Raw genomic sequence first — 15,352 nt, forward strand, 5'->3', positions numbered from 1 at the left:
AACGATAATGTCCCGAAATATGGGTCAGCGGGACGGGTCGATCTACCGTCCTGCGAGGAGAGGAGCCGTCGGATGACTGTCGGGCGCATGGATCACGATACGCTCTCCTGCGAGCGCGGCTCCGACGATTCCGCCACGATCGACGGGGTCGCCTGCGCGTTCGCCGCCTGCACGTCGCGCGAGATCCGGCCGACCATCCGCCATGCGCTGCTCGAACTCGCGAAGGCGTGCGGCGCGCAGGACGTCGTTCTGCTCGCACGCTGTCATGGATTGCTCCTGCATGTTTCTCCCGGGGCGGGAGACGCCATGCCGCTTCCTCCCGAGTCCTGCTGGGTGCGGGAGGTCTGGGCATCGCACAGGGCGGCCGGTCCGGACGATCTGCACGATCTGCCGGACTGGGCCGGAGCGGGCGGCGTGGTGCTGGCGCGCTGTCTCGATCACGACCGAGGCTGCGAGCAGGAAGAAAGCAGGGCGGCGATGCTCGTGCTGCGCTGGACCGGGAGGGCGGCGGGAGACGGGGAACGGCCGTTCCGGGAGGTCGACGGGGCGATTCCGCCGGGGACCGCGACCTTGACGCGTCGTATCGGAGCCCTGATCGCGTCCGCCCTGCGGCGCGAGGACCATGCCGAGGAGCGCAGGGCGCTGTTGCGTCGGCTCAGTGAACGGCAGAATCTCGATATCGCCAGCACGACCGCCGTGGCTCTGGCGCATAATCTCAACAATGTTCTCGCGGCCATGTTGGGCCAGACCCAGATCGCGCTCGATGCGCTTCGCGATCAGCCGCGGGGGTATGGCGCGGTCATGTCGATCCGCAATGCGAGCGAGCGCGCCGCAGAACTGATCGAGAGCATCCTCGGCTTCGGGCAGCGTGACGTCCCCGAGGAGCCCGTCTCCATGGGGAGGCTCGCCGCCGAGACGATCGAGCTGATCCGCCCGGCCATCCCCGAACGTATCATCCTTTTATTCGAAGAGCGGGAGGGCGACATCGTCGTCCATGGGCGCGCCGCCGAGTTGCAGCAGATTCTTCTCAACCTGCTTCGCAACGCCGCCCAGGCCATCGGGGGCGACGGCAGGATCACGACCCGCATCGAGCGCCGCGCCGGTCAGCCCCGCCTGCCCATGCAGATCGGCGCATTGACGGATCGGTCCTATATGGTTCTCTCCGTCGAAGACGACGGCATCGGGATCGACCCCGCGCTTCGTGCCGCGATCTTTCGTCCGTTCTATACGACGCGCCCCGCCGGTTCGGGCCTCGGTCTTTCGGCGGTCGCCGACATCGTCGGCGCGCATGACGGCGCGGTGAGGAGTCTCGCCGCGGAGCAGGGCGGGTCGGTTTTCGAGATATGGTTGCCGCTGGGCGCGGCCGATCCGCGCGCCTCGTCTCCGTCGCGCGGGGACGGTCAGTGCGTCGTGGTTGTCGCCCCCGACGCCGTTCGGGAGCGTTTCGAGGATATCGTGGCGGCTCTGGGCTACGAGCCGGACGGTTTCGGGGATGTCGACGCCGCGCTTGACGTGCTCGCGGACGATCCCTGCCGCTGCCTCGCCATTCTGCTCTGCACCTCTGGCACCGATCTGGACGGGTGCATCGTCATGGCGGAGCGTTTCCGTCTGGTGCCGCGCGCCGTGCCGCTGACGATCGCCGTACCCGGGCGCATGCCCGCGACGTTGCTCGGGTCGATCGCGAATCGGCCGACCTGGCTGGCAGGCGCCGACAACAATTCAGCCATAGCGGCCTGTATGGGTTTCATGATCGACGCCGCCGATCATTCTTGCGAAGGAGCGACGAGGTGAGGTCTATCCGCCAGATTGAAGCGTCGGACTCGAGGCGCCGGACGTCTTGGCGCGCGGAGGCGCTGCGGCTCGGCCCGGGCACGGCCATTGCGGCGGGGCTCCTGCTTGCGGGGTTGGGCGGCGCGTCCGGACGCGCCGTGGCCCGCCCGTCCCTGGTCACGCTCATTGATCTGTCGAAGGTGCAGAACGGGCCCGTGATCGCGGCGTGTGCGCCTGCCTTGTCGCAACTGCGCGACGCGCTGGATGGCGCCGGCATCCCGACCCAGCGGATCAACGCCCCCACGGCCGATGCCCTGCGCCTGTCTCTGGCGCAGATGGGCATGCGTGGCGGTGGCCCCCGCATGATCGTGCTCTGCGGGTATGGCGCTTCTCCGGCGGGGCAGGTTTTCATTGCCCCTGCCGATGGACTCTCGGGCAACGCCGATTTGAGCCGGTCGGGCGTGAGTGCGGACACATTCTCCCGCGTGGCCGGTCCGGGCAGCCTGACGGCGCTGGACCTTCATCCGCTCCCCGGGGCGGATCTCTCGGACGCCGCGGTCAGCCAGTGGCAAGCCGCCGCCGCGCCCGACACCTCCCGGCTGGCGAGCGTGGCTCACGGCCGCGATCAGGTTCCACTCCTTGCGAAGCTGATCGTCGCCGCGCAGGGCCGGGGCGATTCCATGCTGGCGGCTTTCCTTGGCGTTCAGCCGAAGCCCGGCCGCACGGCCCCGGAAGCCCCCCCGCCGCTGTCTGCCGCCGCGTCGGGCGCAGGCGTATCGCCGCCGGACGCCCCGGTTCCCCCGCACCCGGTCGCGGGCGCATCTGCGCCGGATTCGGCGCCGGCCGCCCAGTCGAAGCCTGTGGCCGACGCGGCGGCGGGCAAGAACGACCCGGTGGCGGCGACGGATACACCACACGTCGCGGCGGCTCCGGCGTCGCCCGTCGTCACGGCGTCCGTCACCCCCGTGCGTTCGCACGTCAAATCCGGCGGCAGGGCAAATCCGGCCGCGACCAGGCGTCCCCCCGTCCAGAAGGCCGATCCCCAGATCCGCTCGGTTCAGCTCGGATTGCTGGCGGCGGGCGTCTATCACGGGACCGTGACGGGAAAGGACAATGCGGCAACCACCGTCGCCATTCAACATTACCAGGAGAAGCTGGGCCACCAGCCGACCGGTCATCTGACACCGGACGAGCAAAAAGCATTGACGGGCGGGTGAGATGATGACGCTTCGCTTTAAGATCTACACGGTGGTGGCCGCTGTCGCGATAGTGGCGTACCTGATCTTGTGGACGCTCCTCGCACATGCGGAGCGGACCGAGCGCGTGGCCTCCGCCGAGTTTATCGCCAGGGAGATGGTTGCGAACGCGGACGTGACCGACAGCTACATCCGGAAGGAGGTGTCGCCCCTGCTCACTCACATCGGGGGCGGCAACCTCGTCTTCATCCCGCAGAGCGCCGGGTTCTATGCCGTCGAAACCGAGGGGCGGCTGATCGGCCAATCCCTGCCCGGATACCGCCTGCGGCGCGTCGTGCTGGACTCCACGGGCCCCGCCGACACGCCTGATGCGTGGGAGCGGGATGCGATCATGCGCCTGCGCGGCGCCGGAGGCGGCGCGAGCTTCAGCGAGGTGCGGCCTGGCGTCGGGGTGTCCTATGTCGCTCCCGTGAGGATGCGGGAGGGCGCGTGCGCGACCTGTTACCCGTCGCTTGACAGCGCGCCCATGGGGGTCCGGGATGCCTTCGGAGCGGCGCACGGTTTCGGGCGGCATCCCGGCGAGATCGTCGGCGCCACGATCGCGACCGTCCCGCTTCCCCCTCCCACGCCGTTCTTCGCGTCGCTGCGTTTCCTCGCCGCGCTCGTCGTGCTCGCTCTCGCCCTCATCTTCTGTCTTCTCGTCGAACTCTTCGTGCTGCGCCCGCTTTCGCGCATCGCCGTGGTCGCCGAGCGGATCTCGATGGGCGCGGAGGGTGTCGAGGAATTCGATACCCGTCGCCCGGGAGAACTCGGGGCTCTGGCGATGTCCTTCAACCGCCTGCGCCGCAGCATGGAAAGCGCGATGGCGCTGGTCGATTCATGACGGCGACGATCGAGATGCCCGCGCGCATCGGGCGCTTCCGCATAGAGGCCGTGCTCGGGCGGGGGGCGATGGGTATCGTCTACAAGGGGCATGACGACCATATCGACCGTCCCGTGGCCATCAAGCTCATCAGGGCCGATCTGCTGGCCGGGGAGGAGCGCGAGAGCTACTTCCGCCGCTTCCGCAACGAAGCGAAGATCGCCGGGCGCTGTGTGCACGCCAATATCGTCGGGCTCTACGATTTCTCCTTCCATGACGGCAACCCCTACCTCGTCATGGAATATGTCAGCGGAATCGGTCTCCAGCAGGTGCTGCCGCGCGGCTCGCAACGCAGCGAGGAAGAGGTTCTCCCGATCGCGCTTCAGGTGCTCGACGCCCTGAACTATGCCCATGAGCGGGGGATCGTGCATCGCGACGTCAAGCCCGCCAATATCCTCATCTCACCGGACTCGAAGCTCAAGATCACGGATTTCGGCATCTCGCGGCTTGCGAGCACCGAACTGACCATGACGCCGCTGCTGATCGGGACGCCGAGCTACATGTCGCCCGAACAGTGCATGGGGGCGGCGCTCGACGGGCGGTCGGACCTCTTTTCCCTCGGCAGCGTCCTGTATGAGCTTCTGGCCGGGCACCGTCCCTTCACCGGCGCGAATTATACCGACACCATCCTGGGGATCATCAACCGGCCCCATACCCCGCTGGAGGAGATCCGGCCCGATCTTTCCCCTGATCTCGTCGCGGCCATCGACAGGTCGCTCTCCAAGAAGCCGGAGGACCGCTTTCCCAGCGCCGACGCGTTCGCTCGGGCGCTGGAACGGATCGCGGGATCGTTATTCCGTGTGCCCGCGATTCCCCGGGTCTTCGTGGAAATGGCGGCGCAGGCCCGGATGCAGGAACGGCAGGAGAAGCCGGAAGCGCCGGTCCCTACGGCGGAGCCTCTTCCCGCGCCGATGGACGATGACGACGATACGATGCTGGTGACGCGCCCCGTCGCGCCTCCGCCGGTCGGGCCGGATGTCGGCGCGCCGGAGCCCGCGGAGGAGATTCCTGCCGTCGCCGTGAGCGGACATGCGTCGTTGCAGGAGCCGCCCGCACCGTCACGACCGGACGATCTCGATCTCGGGTCGCAGGACGACCTCACGCGCATCGCGTCCATGCCGGTTCTTCATGACGGGGCCGATGTGCCGCCGCCTCCCTTGCCGCCGGATCTGCCGGGCGAGGAGCTGCCGGGCGAGGGGCAGCATGCGCATGGCGAGGAGGGGGCCGGAGTCGAAACGCCGCGCAGCGACGCGCCGCCGGCTGCGGACGATACCCTCCTTCCGACGCCGCCCGCTCCCGCATCCGCGCAGGACGGCGATGCGGCCGAAGAGCCGTCACCTGTCGCCCCTCTCGCGCCGGTGCAGGATTGGGAGGCCTGGCGGGAGTGGACGGCGCAGTGCCTGATCCGCGTCATCGGACCGATCGGGCCGATCGTCGTGTCCCGGCTCCAGGATGATGCGCATCCCGAGAATCTCGTCGAGGAATGCGCGCGTTTCATCCGAGACGTGGACGAGCGGGCCGCGTTCCTGCGGTATGTCAGCGAGCGTCCGGGGAACGACGAGGCGGCGCGTATCCGACCACAGATGCGGAGACGGGCGCGATGATCTCTCTCATCCTGTCCCTCACGGACGCGCCCGCCGGTGTTCCGCGCGAAACGCGGTACATCGAGACCGACAGCTATTCCGTGGGACGCGATCCGGATAATGACTGGATTCTGGCCGATCCGGCGCGCCGCATTTCCCGTCACCACTGTCTCTTTTCGCGGATCGGCGAGGGCTGGGCCGTGGCCGATCTGAGCCGCAACGGCATCATACATGCGCAAGGCCGGCAGGGCGTGGCGCTGTCCCGCGACAGGGGAGCATGCAGGCTCGTGTCCGGAGACCGGCTCCGTCTTGGAGAGTATGAAATCTCCGTGACGGTGCAGGAAGACGAAAGCTCCTTCCGGATCATGCCGCTGCCTGATTTCATCGCCGATCTCAGGCGGGAGTTTTCGCGACGGTCCGTTCCCTCCCCCATGCCCGCCGCCGATCGGCCCGCGCCGCGCCCGTCACCGCGTCCCCGCTCCGGACCGGAGCGGGGCGAATGGCCGGCCGATCCGCTTCTCGAACTGCTCGGGCTCGCCGGGGCGCTCCTTCCCCCGGAGCGACGTTCCGTCATCCTGTTCCGCCTTGGCGCTTCCATGGATGCCGCCCTGCGCGGGATGCGTCGTCTTTCCGCACATCTTCATCAGGATGGATCGTCAAGCGGTCCGCCGTTTCTCGGGGAGTCCTATTCGACGGCCGAAGCGCTCGGCTGGATTGCCGGAACGGCGCGACCGCCGGGTCTGTCTCCCGCCGCCACGCCGGAGCGGCTCATCGGGGACGCGTTCGAGGATCTCCAGCGCCGTCACCTCTGCCGCGAGCGGGCCTATCGGCGATGCCTCCGTGAGTTTCTGGATATGCTGGACCCGCAGGAGGTGGAAAATCCCGCCGGTCTTCGCCAGCGTCATCAGCGGCTGCGCGACGGTTTCAATGACATCGTCGATGAGCTCTTCGCGACGGCGTATCGGGACGAGCTGGAGAAATCCGGCTCCGGCCCGTCATTCGCCGGCCGGGCCTCCGGCGGCGGGCCCTGAGCCGGATCGCGGGCATCATGGCAGCCCTGAGAGAACACAGTTATCACGCAACCCATAAGGGGCCGTTCCGGACGGAAAACCAGGACGCGCTCGTCTGTCGGCCCGATATCGGCGTCTATGCGGTGGCCGACGGTGCGGGAGGACACAAGGACGGGCGCTTCGCCGCCACGACGGTCATCGACGCCATTGCGGCGCTTCCGCCCTGGCTGCCTCCGGAGGAGCGTCTTCCCGCTCTTCGCCAGGCCGTGGACGACGCGCACAGGCGGCTGAAGGATTTCGCGGGCGAGGGCAAGCGTGGCGCGGTTTCCACCCTGGTGACGCTCCTGCTGGCGGGTGATTATTTCGTCGTGCTGTGGGCGGGAGATTCGCGCGTCTACCTCCTGCGCGACAATGAGATGATCCAGTTGACGCATGATCATACACTCGTGCAGCAGATGGTTGATTCCGGGTCGCTCTCGGCGGACGAAAGCTGGAATCATCCCCGCGCCAACATCATTACGCGCGCGGTGGGGAGTGCCGAGCCGGATTTCAAGCTCGACAAATGCACGGGAGTCGCCCTGCCGAACGACCGCTTCCTGCTGTGCAGCGACGGGTTGCTCAAGGCGATGGACGAGGACGAGATCTGTCATCTTTTAGGGCAGGACGGCGATGTGGCGGAGGCCATGCTGACGACCGCGCTGCGGCGGCGCGCGCGGGACAACGTGTCCGTCGTGGTGGTGGTGCGGCCATGACGGCGGGGGGACCGATGCGGCCCGCCGGGGCGGCGTCGACGGGAGCGGGCACGGTTCTCTCGGTCGTCCTGATAGATGACGATCACGAGTTTCGTTCGGTGATCGGCAATTATCTCGCCATGAACGGGCTTGAGGTCTGGTCCGCGAGCGGCCCGGAGGATTTCCGGGACTGGTCGCCGGACTGGTCGCGATCCGTCATCGTGCTCGATCTTCAGCTTGGCGGCATGGACGGGATGGACGTGATGCGCATGCTGCGCGAGGCGACCGACGCGCCGATCATCCTGATGACCGGGCATCGGATCACCGAGATGGACCGCGTCATCGGCCTCGAACTGGGCGCGGACGATTACCTGTTGAAACCCTTCGGGCCGCGCGAGCTTCTTGCGCGCATTCGCGTTCTGGCGCGCCGGCATGAGGAACTCTGCTCGGCGCGCGCGGAACAGGGGGCGCGGTCGGAGACGGACGGAGGCAAGGGGGGCGTCGACCGCCGGATCTATAAATTCGGCGGATGGGAGCTGGACCGGCGGTTGCGCATCCTGAAGGACCCGAGCGGGCGCGTGGTGAAATTGACGAAAGGCGATTTCGCGCTTCTGGTCGCGTTTCTGGACATGCCCGGGCGTCCCCTCTCGCGGGAATATCTCCTGAATGCGACGCGCATGCATGAAGATGTCTTCGATCGCAGTGTGGACGTCCAGATTCTCCGCCTCCGCCGTCGTTTGGACAGGGGCGGGGGAGGGTACGGCCGCAGCGGGCGCGAGATCATACGGACGGATCGCGGAGCCGGATATGTCTTCACGCTCGACGTCGTGTCATGACGGGCGTGAATGGACGCAGAGGGCCGGAAAGGTGTCCGGGCTTCCGCGCGGAGGTGACTTTTCCCTGTCCGGCTATGTTGTTAAGCTGTTCGATATGAGGCTGTTTCAGAAATTCCGATGCTGAAGAGGAAATCGGCAGGTGTTTAAAGCTTCAGGTGTTCTGGTGGCCTTCGTCCTGGCCGCTCCTTTCGGCAGATTCGAGGCGTCGGCTGCGGACGCCACGGTGTTCACCCCCCACACGTCCTGCGCGGCGCTTCTCTTTTACACGGCTGAGGACAATCGGGGCGCTCCGACGCCTGAGGCGAAAGCGCGCCTGTCTTCGATCGTCGACATGATGAATCCCTATATTCAGGAGCTTTCGCCCTATATGGCCTCCGATCGCCTGTTCAGGCAGTTCTTTGCGTCTCTCGATGCGGAGTGCAGGCAGGACCAGAACGAGGCGATGGGAAGCGCCGTGCGTGCCGTCGGGAATAAACTCGTTGATGCGGCCAACCAGGAGATGCAAGCGGCGGGAAAGCCGGTTCATTTGACCTACCCGCCGCCGGGTTAGGGCGTATGGGGAATCGCCTCTCGACAACCCGATCATGACAGGAACGGTCATGCCGGCGAAAGCGGAGCCCCGAGCGGCGGCGGGGCGGCGCTAGAGCATCATCCGACCAGATGGACCCATCTGGTCGGATAAAGATGCTCGAAAAATCAATACTCTAGAGCCATATCCGTGAACCAGTGTGAACGGATATGACTCTAGGCCGCGCTCTGACGGGCGGCGGCCATGATCTGCCGACAGAGATCGAGATCGGCGAGCGCGTCCTGCAGCGGGGTGCGCATGGGGAGGCCCGCAATGACGGCGTCGTGGAAATGTTCGAGTTCCACGCGGAACGGGTCCTTGTAGAAAGGGCCGAAATTCTGGACGGTATTTTCCGTATCGGTGCTTGTCTGGAACACGGTGCGGCCGGGCAGGTTGCGGATATAGGGCGTGTCGTAATGAATATCGAGTTTCTCGCGGCCTGAGATCACCTCGATGGTCGCGTCGAACCGCACCACGTCGTCGATCAGGCATTCATAGCTCGTCACGAAAGTTCCGTAGTCCAGAAGCGCGTTGATCTGCATGCCGCCCTGCGCGACATGCGCCGCGATGACGCGCCGCGGCGAGCCCAGCAGCATGCGCAGGGCGGAAAGCGAGTGCACACCCAGCCCGGTGAGAACCTCGTAGGCCTTCAGCATGGCAGGCGGGGCATCGTCTCCACAGACGGATTTCAGGTCGGCGAGCCGTCTGGCGCGGCTCGACGCGATCAGATCGCCCGGAATGTCGTCGGCGGGCGTGACGACCTCGCTCCAGCCGGCGAAAAACCAGGGGCCTTCGCAGATCAGATCCCGCACACGGACATAGCGCGTTTCGCCCATCTGCTTCAGAAGGGCCTGACCCTGCGTGAAGGCAGGGGCGTAACAGCGCATATATCCCACCATCGTCACGCGATCGGTCTGTCGCGCCACCTCGATCAGAGACTGCAGGTCCGCGACCGTCAGGCAGGCGGGCTTTTCGAGAAAGACATGTTTCCCGGCCCGGAGCGCGGCTCGCGCGTGCTCGCCATGGAACTGGTCCGGGCTCAGAATCATGACGGCGTCGATGGCCGGGTCGGCAACAAGGGCGTCCGCCGTGTGGTGGCGATGCGGTATGCCCCAGGCGTCGCCGACCTGCGACAGGACGGAAGGAGACGGATCATACAGCGCGGTGACCTGATAGCGGTCCCGCAACTGCCTAAGGATCGGCAGGTGGATCAACTGCGCGACTTCGCCCGCGCCGAGCAGGCCCAGAGAGAGCGTCCTGGAGAGCGTCTTCATGACGGTTTCGTTCCTGTGTGCGACTGAGACGCGTCCCGTGACCGGATGTTCTTCAGTGTGGAGATCACCTCGTCCATGGTGCAGAGGCCCGTGGCGCCTTTGCAGGCCGGGACGGAGGGGAAGCTCAGGGAGGGCCACGCGCTGTCCGGCGTCGTCCGCAGGGCTTCGGGCGTCTGGGACTGGAAGAACACGCGGACGACGGTCTCGCCGAGATCGTTGCCGTAGACGGCAAATCCCAGCGCCGAGCCGACCGGTATCTCGTCGGGCGCGTAGCCGGGTGCGCGCACATGCGTGTCCATCAGGCCCAAGAGCGGGGCTATGGTGTCGTCATGGCCGACATAAAGGCGGAAATCGGGGCCGGTCTTGTCGGTCAGATCCGCTACGAGACGTGCGCGCAGATCGCGCGACATCGGCGCGCCGATCGCGGGCGGCCGGACGATGCTGTCCAACATCGCGGCATGCAGGGCCGACAATGCGCCAAGTTGCCCGGCATCCAGGGATTTTCCGTCCGTCACGGGTGTCGGCTTGCCGTCCAGATAGGCCAGCATCAGCGCTTCGGCGATCGAGGAGCCTTCGCGGATCGGACCGGAGAGGGTCAGCCCGTGATTCGTGTCGTTCGGTTCGACATGGCTCGGTGCCGACAGAAAGCCACACGGACCGTCGTTGCACCGGACAAGGCGTCCGAGCGCCGCCAGCATATCCTTGTGCGGCGCGAACATCGCGTTCGCATCCGGCAGGTGCGGCACGATGGACCGCATGTCGAAGCGCGCGGGATCGGCATCGAGCGCCGAGAAGAGCGGATCTGGCGTGCCCGGCGGCTGGTGGGCGATGGCGAGGGAGCACGCGGGCGCAAAGCCGTCCACGAAGGACTGGGCGCTGGCCACCGTGCGCTCTGCCGAGTTGGAGCGGATCGCGACGCTGCCCGCGGCGGGGCATCCATGCGCCGGGAGAAGGCCGTTTTCGTCGAGCCATGCGCGCTCGAACTGGCCGATGGAGCGCATGCCGGCGGCGCCGTGGGGCGTCAGATCGCCCGGAGCGACGTCCCAGTGCGGCCATCCGCCGGCAATCGTCGCCGTCGCGGGTTCCTGGCCCGGCAGGGGGGAGCGGATGCCATGACGCATGACCATGACGACCCGGCGCAAATGGAATCCGTGCCGTCCCGCGGGCTCGATGAGCCGTGAGACGCATCCCGGAGGGGCGGTGACGGGATTGCAGCGCACCGGCCCGCCGGACGGAAAGCCGGCGCGATACCCGCTCCAGCGCGCGGCTTCACCGTTGGGATAGTCCGTGCTGACGATCTGCGCGCCGCTTGCCAGGGCGGCGTCGCGTCGCGCGATGGTGCCGTCGCGGGCTTCGATGGTATTCACGTCAGCGCGCGTCCGTACGAGCATATGGCGGCGGACCAGCGTCGTTATCTGATCATCCGGACCGTCATTGAGTTCCGTAAAGGCGGCGTCCGGCGCGTCGGGTGCCGCGTTGGTGAAGGCGACGCGGCCTTTCAGGGCGGGATGGCCCTCAAGATAAAGCGGCCCGTTGCTGCGCTGGTCCAGCAGAAAGACGATCTTGCCGCGGCTCCGGGCGAGGGTCGGCCAGCCATGGGCGCTGATCGCCGCCGCGAGCGACGCCTCGTCTCCCCGCACATCGTCAGGAGTCAGAAGGTCATGCCGCGCGAAGACGGACCGGATCGTGGCGTCGAGCGCGTCGAACGTTCCGGCGTTGAAGAGTTCGGCAGGTGTCCCGCCCGGCACGTCGTTGTCCTGCTCGACTTCGAGAATGACGAAAACGGGGACATGGTCGGGATGGGCATGCGACCAGTCGCGGATTTCCAGCAGGCACGCCTTGAGCGGCTCGCAGTTCGCGTGCTGGTCGATGTCAGGAATATGCATGACCTTGAAACCGGGCTGGCGCATGAGCGCCGCCTCGGCCGGCGGCAGAGGCCATTTTTCCTCCGGATGACCGGGGCGATGGGGCGTGGCGAACCGCCCGCCCCGGCTGTCGGCGTAAATATCGAGTTCGAACTGGCGGATGCCCCGGTCCAATTGGACCGGGAGCGGGGGATGCGCATAATCGAGAAGATGCGCGAGATCGGGATCGGCGCGCTCGATCTTCGCCATGATGCCGGGCTCGACCCCGGCATGGTAGCTGTTATGCGACCCGATGACCTGCAACTGGTCGAGCCGCAAGGCAGCGGGATCGAACGGCGCTTCGGCCCTCGCCGAACCTGAGGCGAGCAGAAAGGATGTGGCCAGAAGGGCCGCGCTCCAGTGACGACGGTGTCTCGGGCGCGCGTTCATCAGAATTGTCCGGTGAGGCCGGCGAGATACATGCGGCCCGTCTGAACGAAGGCGCCGTTGGCCGAGCCGTCATAGGCGAGATAGGATTTTCCCTTCCCCATCGTTTCCCAGTAGGCGGGGGTATTCAGCAGGTTCTGCATCGCCAGTGTTCCTGTCAGGCCCCAGCCGAACCTGTATTTCAGGCTGAGATCGAGCCTTTGCGTCGGTTGCAGGTAGAAGTCCGGCAGGGAGGAATTCACGCTGAGAAGCTGGGTGCCGATGTAATTGTAGTTCAGGTCGAAATGGACCGGACCGCGATTGTAGAAGACGCCGAGATTATACATCATCTCCGGCGCGCGCGGGAGAGCCGTGTTCGGGTGTCCGGCGATGTTGCTCTTGGCGGTCGAATGCTGGAGCGTGATGTTGCCGTTCACGCCGAAGCCGCCGAGCCAGCGCGGCAGGAAATACAGCGTCTGCTGGGCGTTGAGTTCGATGCCTTCGAGCGTCGCGCCGCCGCCGTTCTTGGGCATCTGATATTCCGTGCCGTTATCCGTATAGGCGTTGGTCGGCACGTTTCCGCCGAGCGTCGAGCTGTTCGACGTGCCGGACACGGAGGTGAAGATGAATTTCTGGATCTGCTTGTAGTAGACCGATGCCGAAATGACGCCCGCATGGTGGTTGTAGAGTTCTCCGGAGAAATCGAAGACGGTGGCGGTGGTCGGCCGCAGGTTCGGGTTGGGCTGGGACACGGAAATGATGCGGTTGGTCAGGGAGTCCAGCGAGAGCGTGGTCGCGCCGTTGATCAGGCCGAATGCCGGGCGCGTGAGGGCGCGGCGCACGGAAAAGCGCAGGACGCTGAGCTCCGTCGGGCGATAGTTGATGTTGAGGTACGGCAGCGGATTGCCGTAGGACTGCTTGACCCTGATAAACTCGCCCGTCGCGTCGTCGCCGTTCGATTTCCAGTGCGAGCCGCTGAAATCGGTATATTCGTAGCGGAAGCCCGGGTGGATATCGACCGGCCCGGCCTGCAGGTTCAACTCGACGAAGCCTGCATAGATGCGCTCGGAACCGCGGCTGGTATTCGCGTTCCAGTCGTTTTTCGTGTAATTGCCGGCGCCGTTGGGATCGTTCTGATATTTATACGGCACCGTCGTGTTCTGGATCCACGAGCGGTCGAGGAGGCGGAAATCGCCCGTCGCTCCGCCGAAGGCGTTCACGTTCTTTCCTGGAATATTGCCGACGACGGGACCGGCGCCATTGTAATAGGGCCAGTTTTGGCCGCCGAAGAACGGGCCGTCATAGATGAAGTTGTTGTCGTCGTGAAAATAGGGATGATGCCAGGCCTCACGTTGCGTGTCGCTGATCTTGAAGCCGAACACGACGGATTTCAGGATGTCGGAATGGAAGCGATAGGTCGCATCCGAGTGAATGCCGAACATGTCCGCCGTGCTCTGGGAGTCGCGTCCCTGCGTCTTCCAGAAGCGGGCGATATTCTGGTTGTAAAGCTGGCCCAGGGCCGCCGGCGACGCGACGGCGCGCGGCAGTGTCGTGTTGGCGACGTCGAAGGTGAAGGGGCCGTTGACGGTCGTGTTGCCATACATGCTGGCCTCGACCTGATTGGGGCTGGCCTGGACGCCATAGCTGTTGAAGATGTCGTAATTGACGGTCCAGTTACCGGTGCGCGTGATGCCGCCGAGTTTCTGCGTGGTCAGCAACTGGGCCGAGTCATCGGTCTCGAAATACTGTCCGCGCGAGGCGGTTGCGGACTGATAGATGCCGTCGGCGTTATACCCGGAATTCCCGCCGCGCATCGAGACCTGATTGTCGTTCATGGTCACATTGTATTGGCCGTATGTGCCGACGAAATAGACTTCCTGATGGTCACCCCGGTAGTTGAGCGAGAGAGAACCGCCGTACCGTTTGATGGAGCTGGAGAAGAGGTCGTATTTCAACTGCTGCGTCGAGAGTTCCGACGCCTGGTTCAGGGTCGTGACGCCCGCCTGGGAGAGCAGTGTCGGGGAGTAGGAGGTGTTGGGCGAGACGGCGTCGGCCAGCACGCCCTTGGATGAATAATACCCCGTGGCGTAGACGCCGAAACGTCCGTCCTTGCCGAAGCGCCGGGCGAATTCCACCTGTCCGGTGCCGCCAAGATCCTGCGTGCCGATCTGTGCGGCGTTGTCGTTCAACTGTCCCTGTATGGTGATCTTCTGATAGGGGCCGGAGAAATCGAAGGCGGTCGGCGTCCGGATATCGATGGCGCCGCCGATCGCATCGCCGTCCATGTCCGCCGTGGTGCTTTTGGACACCTTGATCGACGTGATGCCGAAAGGAGCGAGCATGTCGAACGAGATGGCGCGTGTCGTGGGATCGGCCGGCGCGATGCGCTCGCCGTTGAGCATATAGGCGTTGTAGCTCGAATCGAGGCCCCGGATCGTCATGTATTGCGACTCGCCGGTGGCCGCCTGACCGCCGCTCATGTCGCTATAGGCCGACACGCCCGGCAGGCGCGTCAGGATGTCGGAAAGATTCGTCTCCGGCGCCTGCTCGATCTGCTCGCGGGACATGACGCTCGCGACGCCCAGGCTGCGGCGCTGCTCGTCCAGGGCCGCGGCGACAGTCCCGCCGCGCAGGGCGGTGACCTCGATGCGCTCGGCCTTGGCGACAGGCGTGAGGACCTGCCGTGGCGTCGCGGGCGCGGCGGCCTTTGCCGCTGCGGGCGCGGTTCCGGCTCCGGGATGAGCGACGGCGCGCGGCTCAGCTTTTTTGCTGTGCGTCCTGATCTTGTGCGACGTCGGCTGCGCCATGGCCGGCGCGATGACCCCGACCGTCGTCAGCGGGATCAGGTATCTCGTCAGCGCTTTTTTGAACGATATCATCGAACGGATCCCCTTGGAGGAAAGAGATGAACCATGCTCTGGCCGCGTGGGCTCCTGGCTGTCGCCAACGGCAGGGTCGCGGGAAATGCGGGGGACGAAAGGGGCGTGGAGGTCACGCCGCCCGTCCTGGATGGACGATAATAAAACAAGTTTATTGATCTATGTTGTTATTTTCCATTTTCGTAACGAAAAAACCTGTTGTCCGGATAAATTTCCGAGTCACGCTTATGAAACCTCTTATAAACTTGGAAATTCACTGCCGAACCGGCTTTAATCCGTTTTGCGGAAGATTTGTGTGAAGGCTGTGTTAAAT

At 65.5% G+C, this 15,352-nt stretch carries 11 protein-coding genes; 8 read left to right on the forward strand and 3 right to left on the reverse strand.

Going from position 1 to position 15,352, the window contains the following annotated elements; translation table 11 throughout:
* Positions 1-72: 72 nt before the first annotated feature.
* The 8 genes from EDC31_RS03580 (at position 73) to EDC31_RS03615 (ending at position 8,598) form a co-directional block, all read left to right on the forward strand.
* On the forward strand, positions 73-1,791 hold the full coding sequence (locus tag EDC31_RS03580) for an ATP-binding protein (RefSeq protein WP_042060639.1): 1,719 nt from the start codon (positions 73-75) through the stop codon (positions 1,789-1,791).
* Positions 1,788-2,987 carry a peptidoglycan-binding domain-containing protein gene (locus tag EDC31_RS03585; RefSeq protein ID WP_132126913.1) on the forward strand — a complete coding sequence of 400 codons (1,200 nt, stop codon included), beginning with the start codon at positions 1,788-1,790 and terminating at the stop codon, positions 2,985-2,987. The genes EDC31_RS03580 and EDC31_RS03585 overlap by 4 nt, the downstream gene beginning before the upstream one ends.
* Position 2,988: 1 nt before the next feature.
* Positions 2,989-3,849, forward strand: coding sequence for a c-type heme family protein (locus tag EDC31_RS03590; protein ID WP_042061554.1), 861 nt, complete (start codon positions 2,989-2,991; stop codon positions 3,847-3,849).
* On the forward strand, positions 3,846-5,492 hold the full coding sequence (locus EDC31_RS03595; protein WP_052512189.1) for a serine/threonine-protein kinase: 1,647 nt from the start codon (positions 3,846-3,848) through the stop codon (positions 5,490-5,492). The genes EDC31_RS03590 and EDC31_RS03595 overlap by 4 nt, the downstream gene beginning before the upstream one ends.
* The gene (locus EDC31_RS03600; RefSeq protein WP_042061552.1) at positions 5,489-6,502 is read left to right on the forward strand and encodes an FHA domain-containing protein; all 1,014 of its coding nucleotides are present in this window, start codon (positions 5,489-5,491) and stop codon (positions 6,500-6,502) included. The genes EDC31_RS03595 and EDC31_RS03600 overlap by 4 nt, the downstream gene beginning before the upstream one ends.
* Before the next feature lie 17 nt (positions 6,503-6,519).
* On the forward strand, positions 6,520-7,233 hold the full coding sequence (locus EDC31_RS03605; RefSeq protein ID WP_042061550.1) for a PP2C family protein-serine/threonine phosphatase: 714 nt from the start codon (positions 6,520-6,522) through the stop codon (positions 7,231-7,233).
* A complete protein-coding gene (locus EDC31_RS03610; RefSeq protein WP_052512187.1) occupies positions 7,230-8,048 on the forward strand; it encodes a response regulator in 819 nt (272 codons plus the stop codon). Before EDC31_RS03605 ends, EDC31_RS03610 begins: the two co-directional genes overlap by 4 nt.
* Positions 8,049-8,187: 139 nt before the next feature.
* Positions 8,188-8,598 carry a hypothetical protein gene (locus EDC31_RS03615; RefSeq protein ID WP_132126914.1) on the forward strand — a complete coding sequence of 137 codons (411 nt, stop codon included), beginning with the start codon at positions 8,188-8,190 and terminating at the stop codon, positions 8,596-8,598.
* A gap of 194 nt (positions 8,599-8,792) precedes the next feature.
* Here EDC31_RS03615 and EDC31_RS03620 read toward each other — a convergent pair whose 3' ends face one another.
* Genes EDC31_RS03620 through EDC31_RS03630 form a run of 3 tightly spaced genes read right to left on the reverse strand, consistent with a single transcriptional unit; the run spans position 8,793 to position 15,039 of the window.
* On the reverse strand, positions 8,793-9,890 hold the full coding sequence (locus EDC31_RS03620; RefSeq protein ID WP_132126915.1) for a Gfo/Idh/MocA family protein: 1,098 nt from the start codon (positions 9,888-9,890) through the stop codon (positions 8,793-8,795).
* Positions 9,887-12,184, reverse strand: a complete 2,298-nt coding sequence (locus tag EDC31_RS03625) for a Ca2+-dependent phosphoinositide-specific phospholipase C (RefSeq protein WP_081797396.1) — start codon at positions 12,182-12,184, stop codon at positions 9,887-9,889. The genes EDC31_RS03620 and EDC31_RS03625 overlap by 4 nt, the downstream gene beginning before the upstream one ends.
* A complete protein-coding gene (locus tag EDC31_RS03630; RefSeq protein WP_052511572.1) occupies positions 12,184-15,039 on the reverse strand; it encodes a TonB-dependent receptor in 2,856 nt (951 codons plus the stop codon). The genes EDC31_RS03625 and EDC31_RS03630 overlap by 1 nt, the downstream gene beginning before the upstream one ends.
* Positions 15,040-15,352 lie beyond the last annotated feature (313 nt).

Source organism: Acidomonas methanolica (assembly GCF_004346035.1).
Lineage (GTDB): Bacteria > Pseudomonadota > Alphaproteobacteria > Acetobacterales > Acetobacteraceae > Acidomonas > Acidomonas methanolica.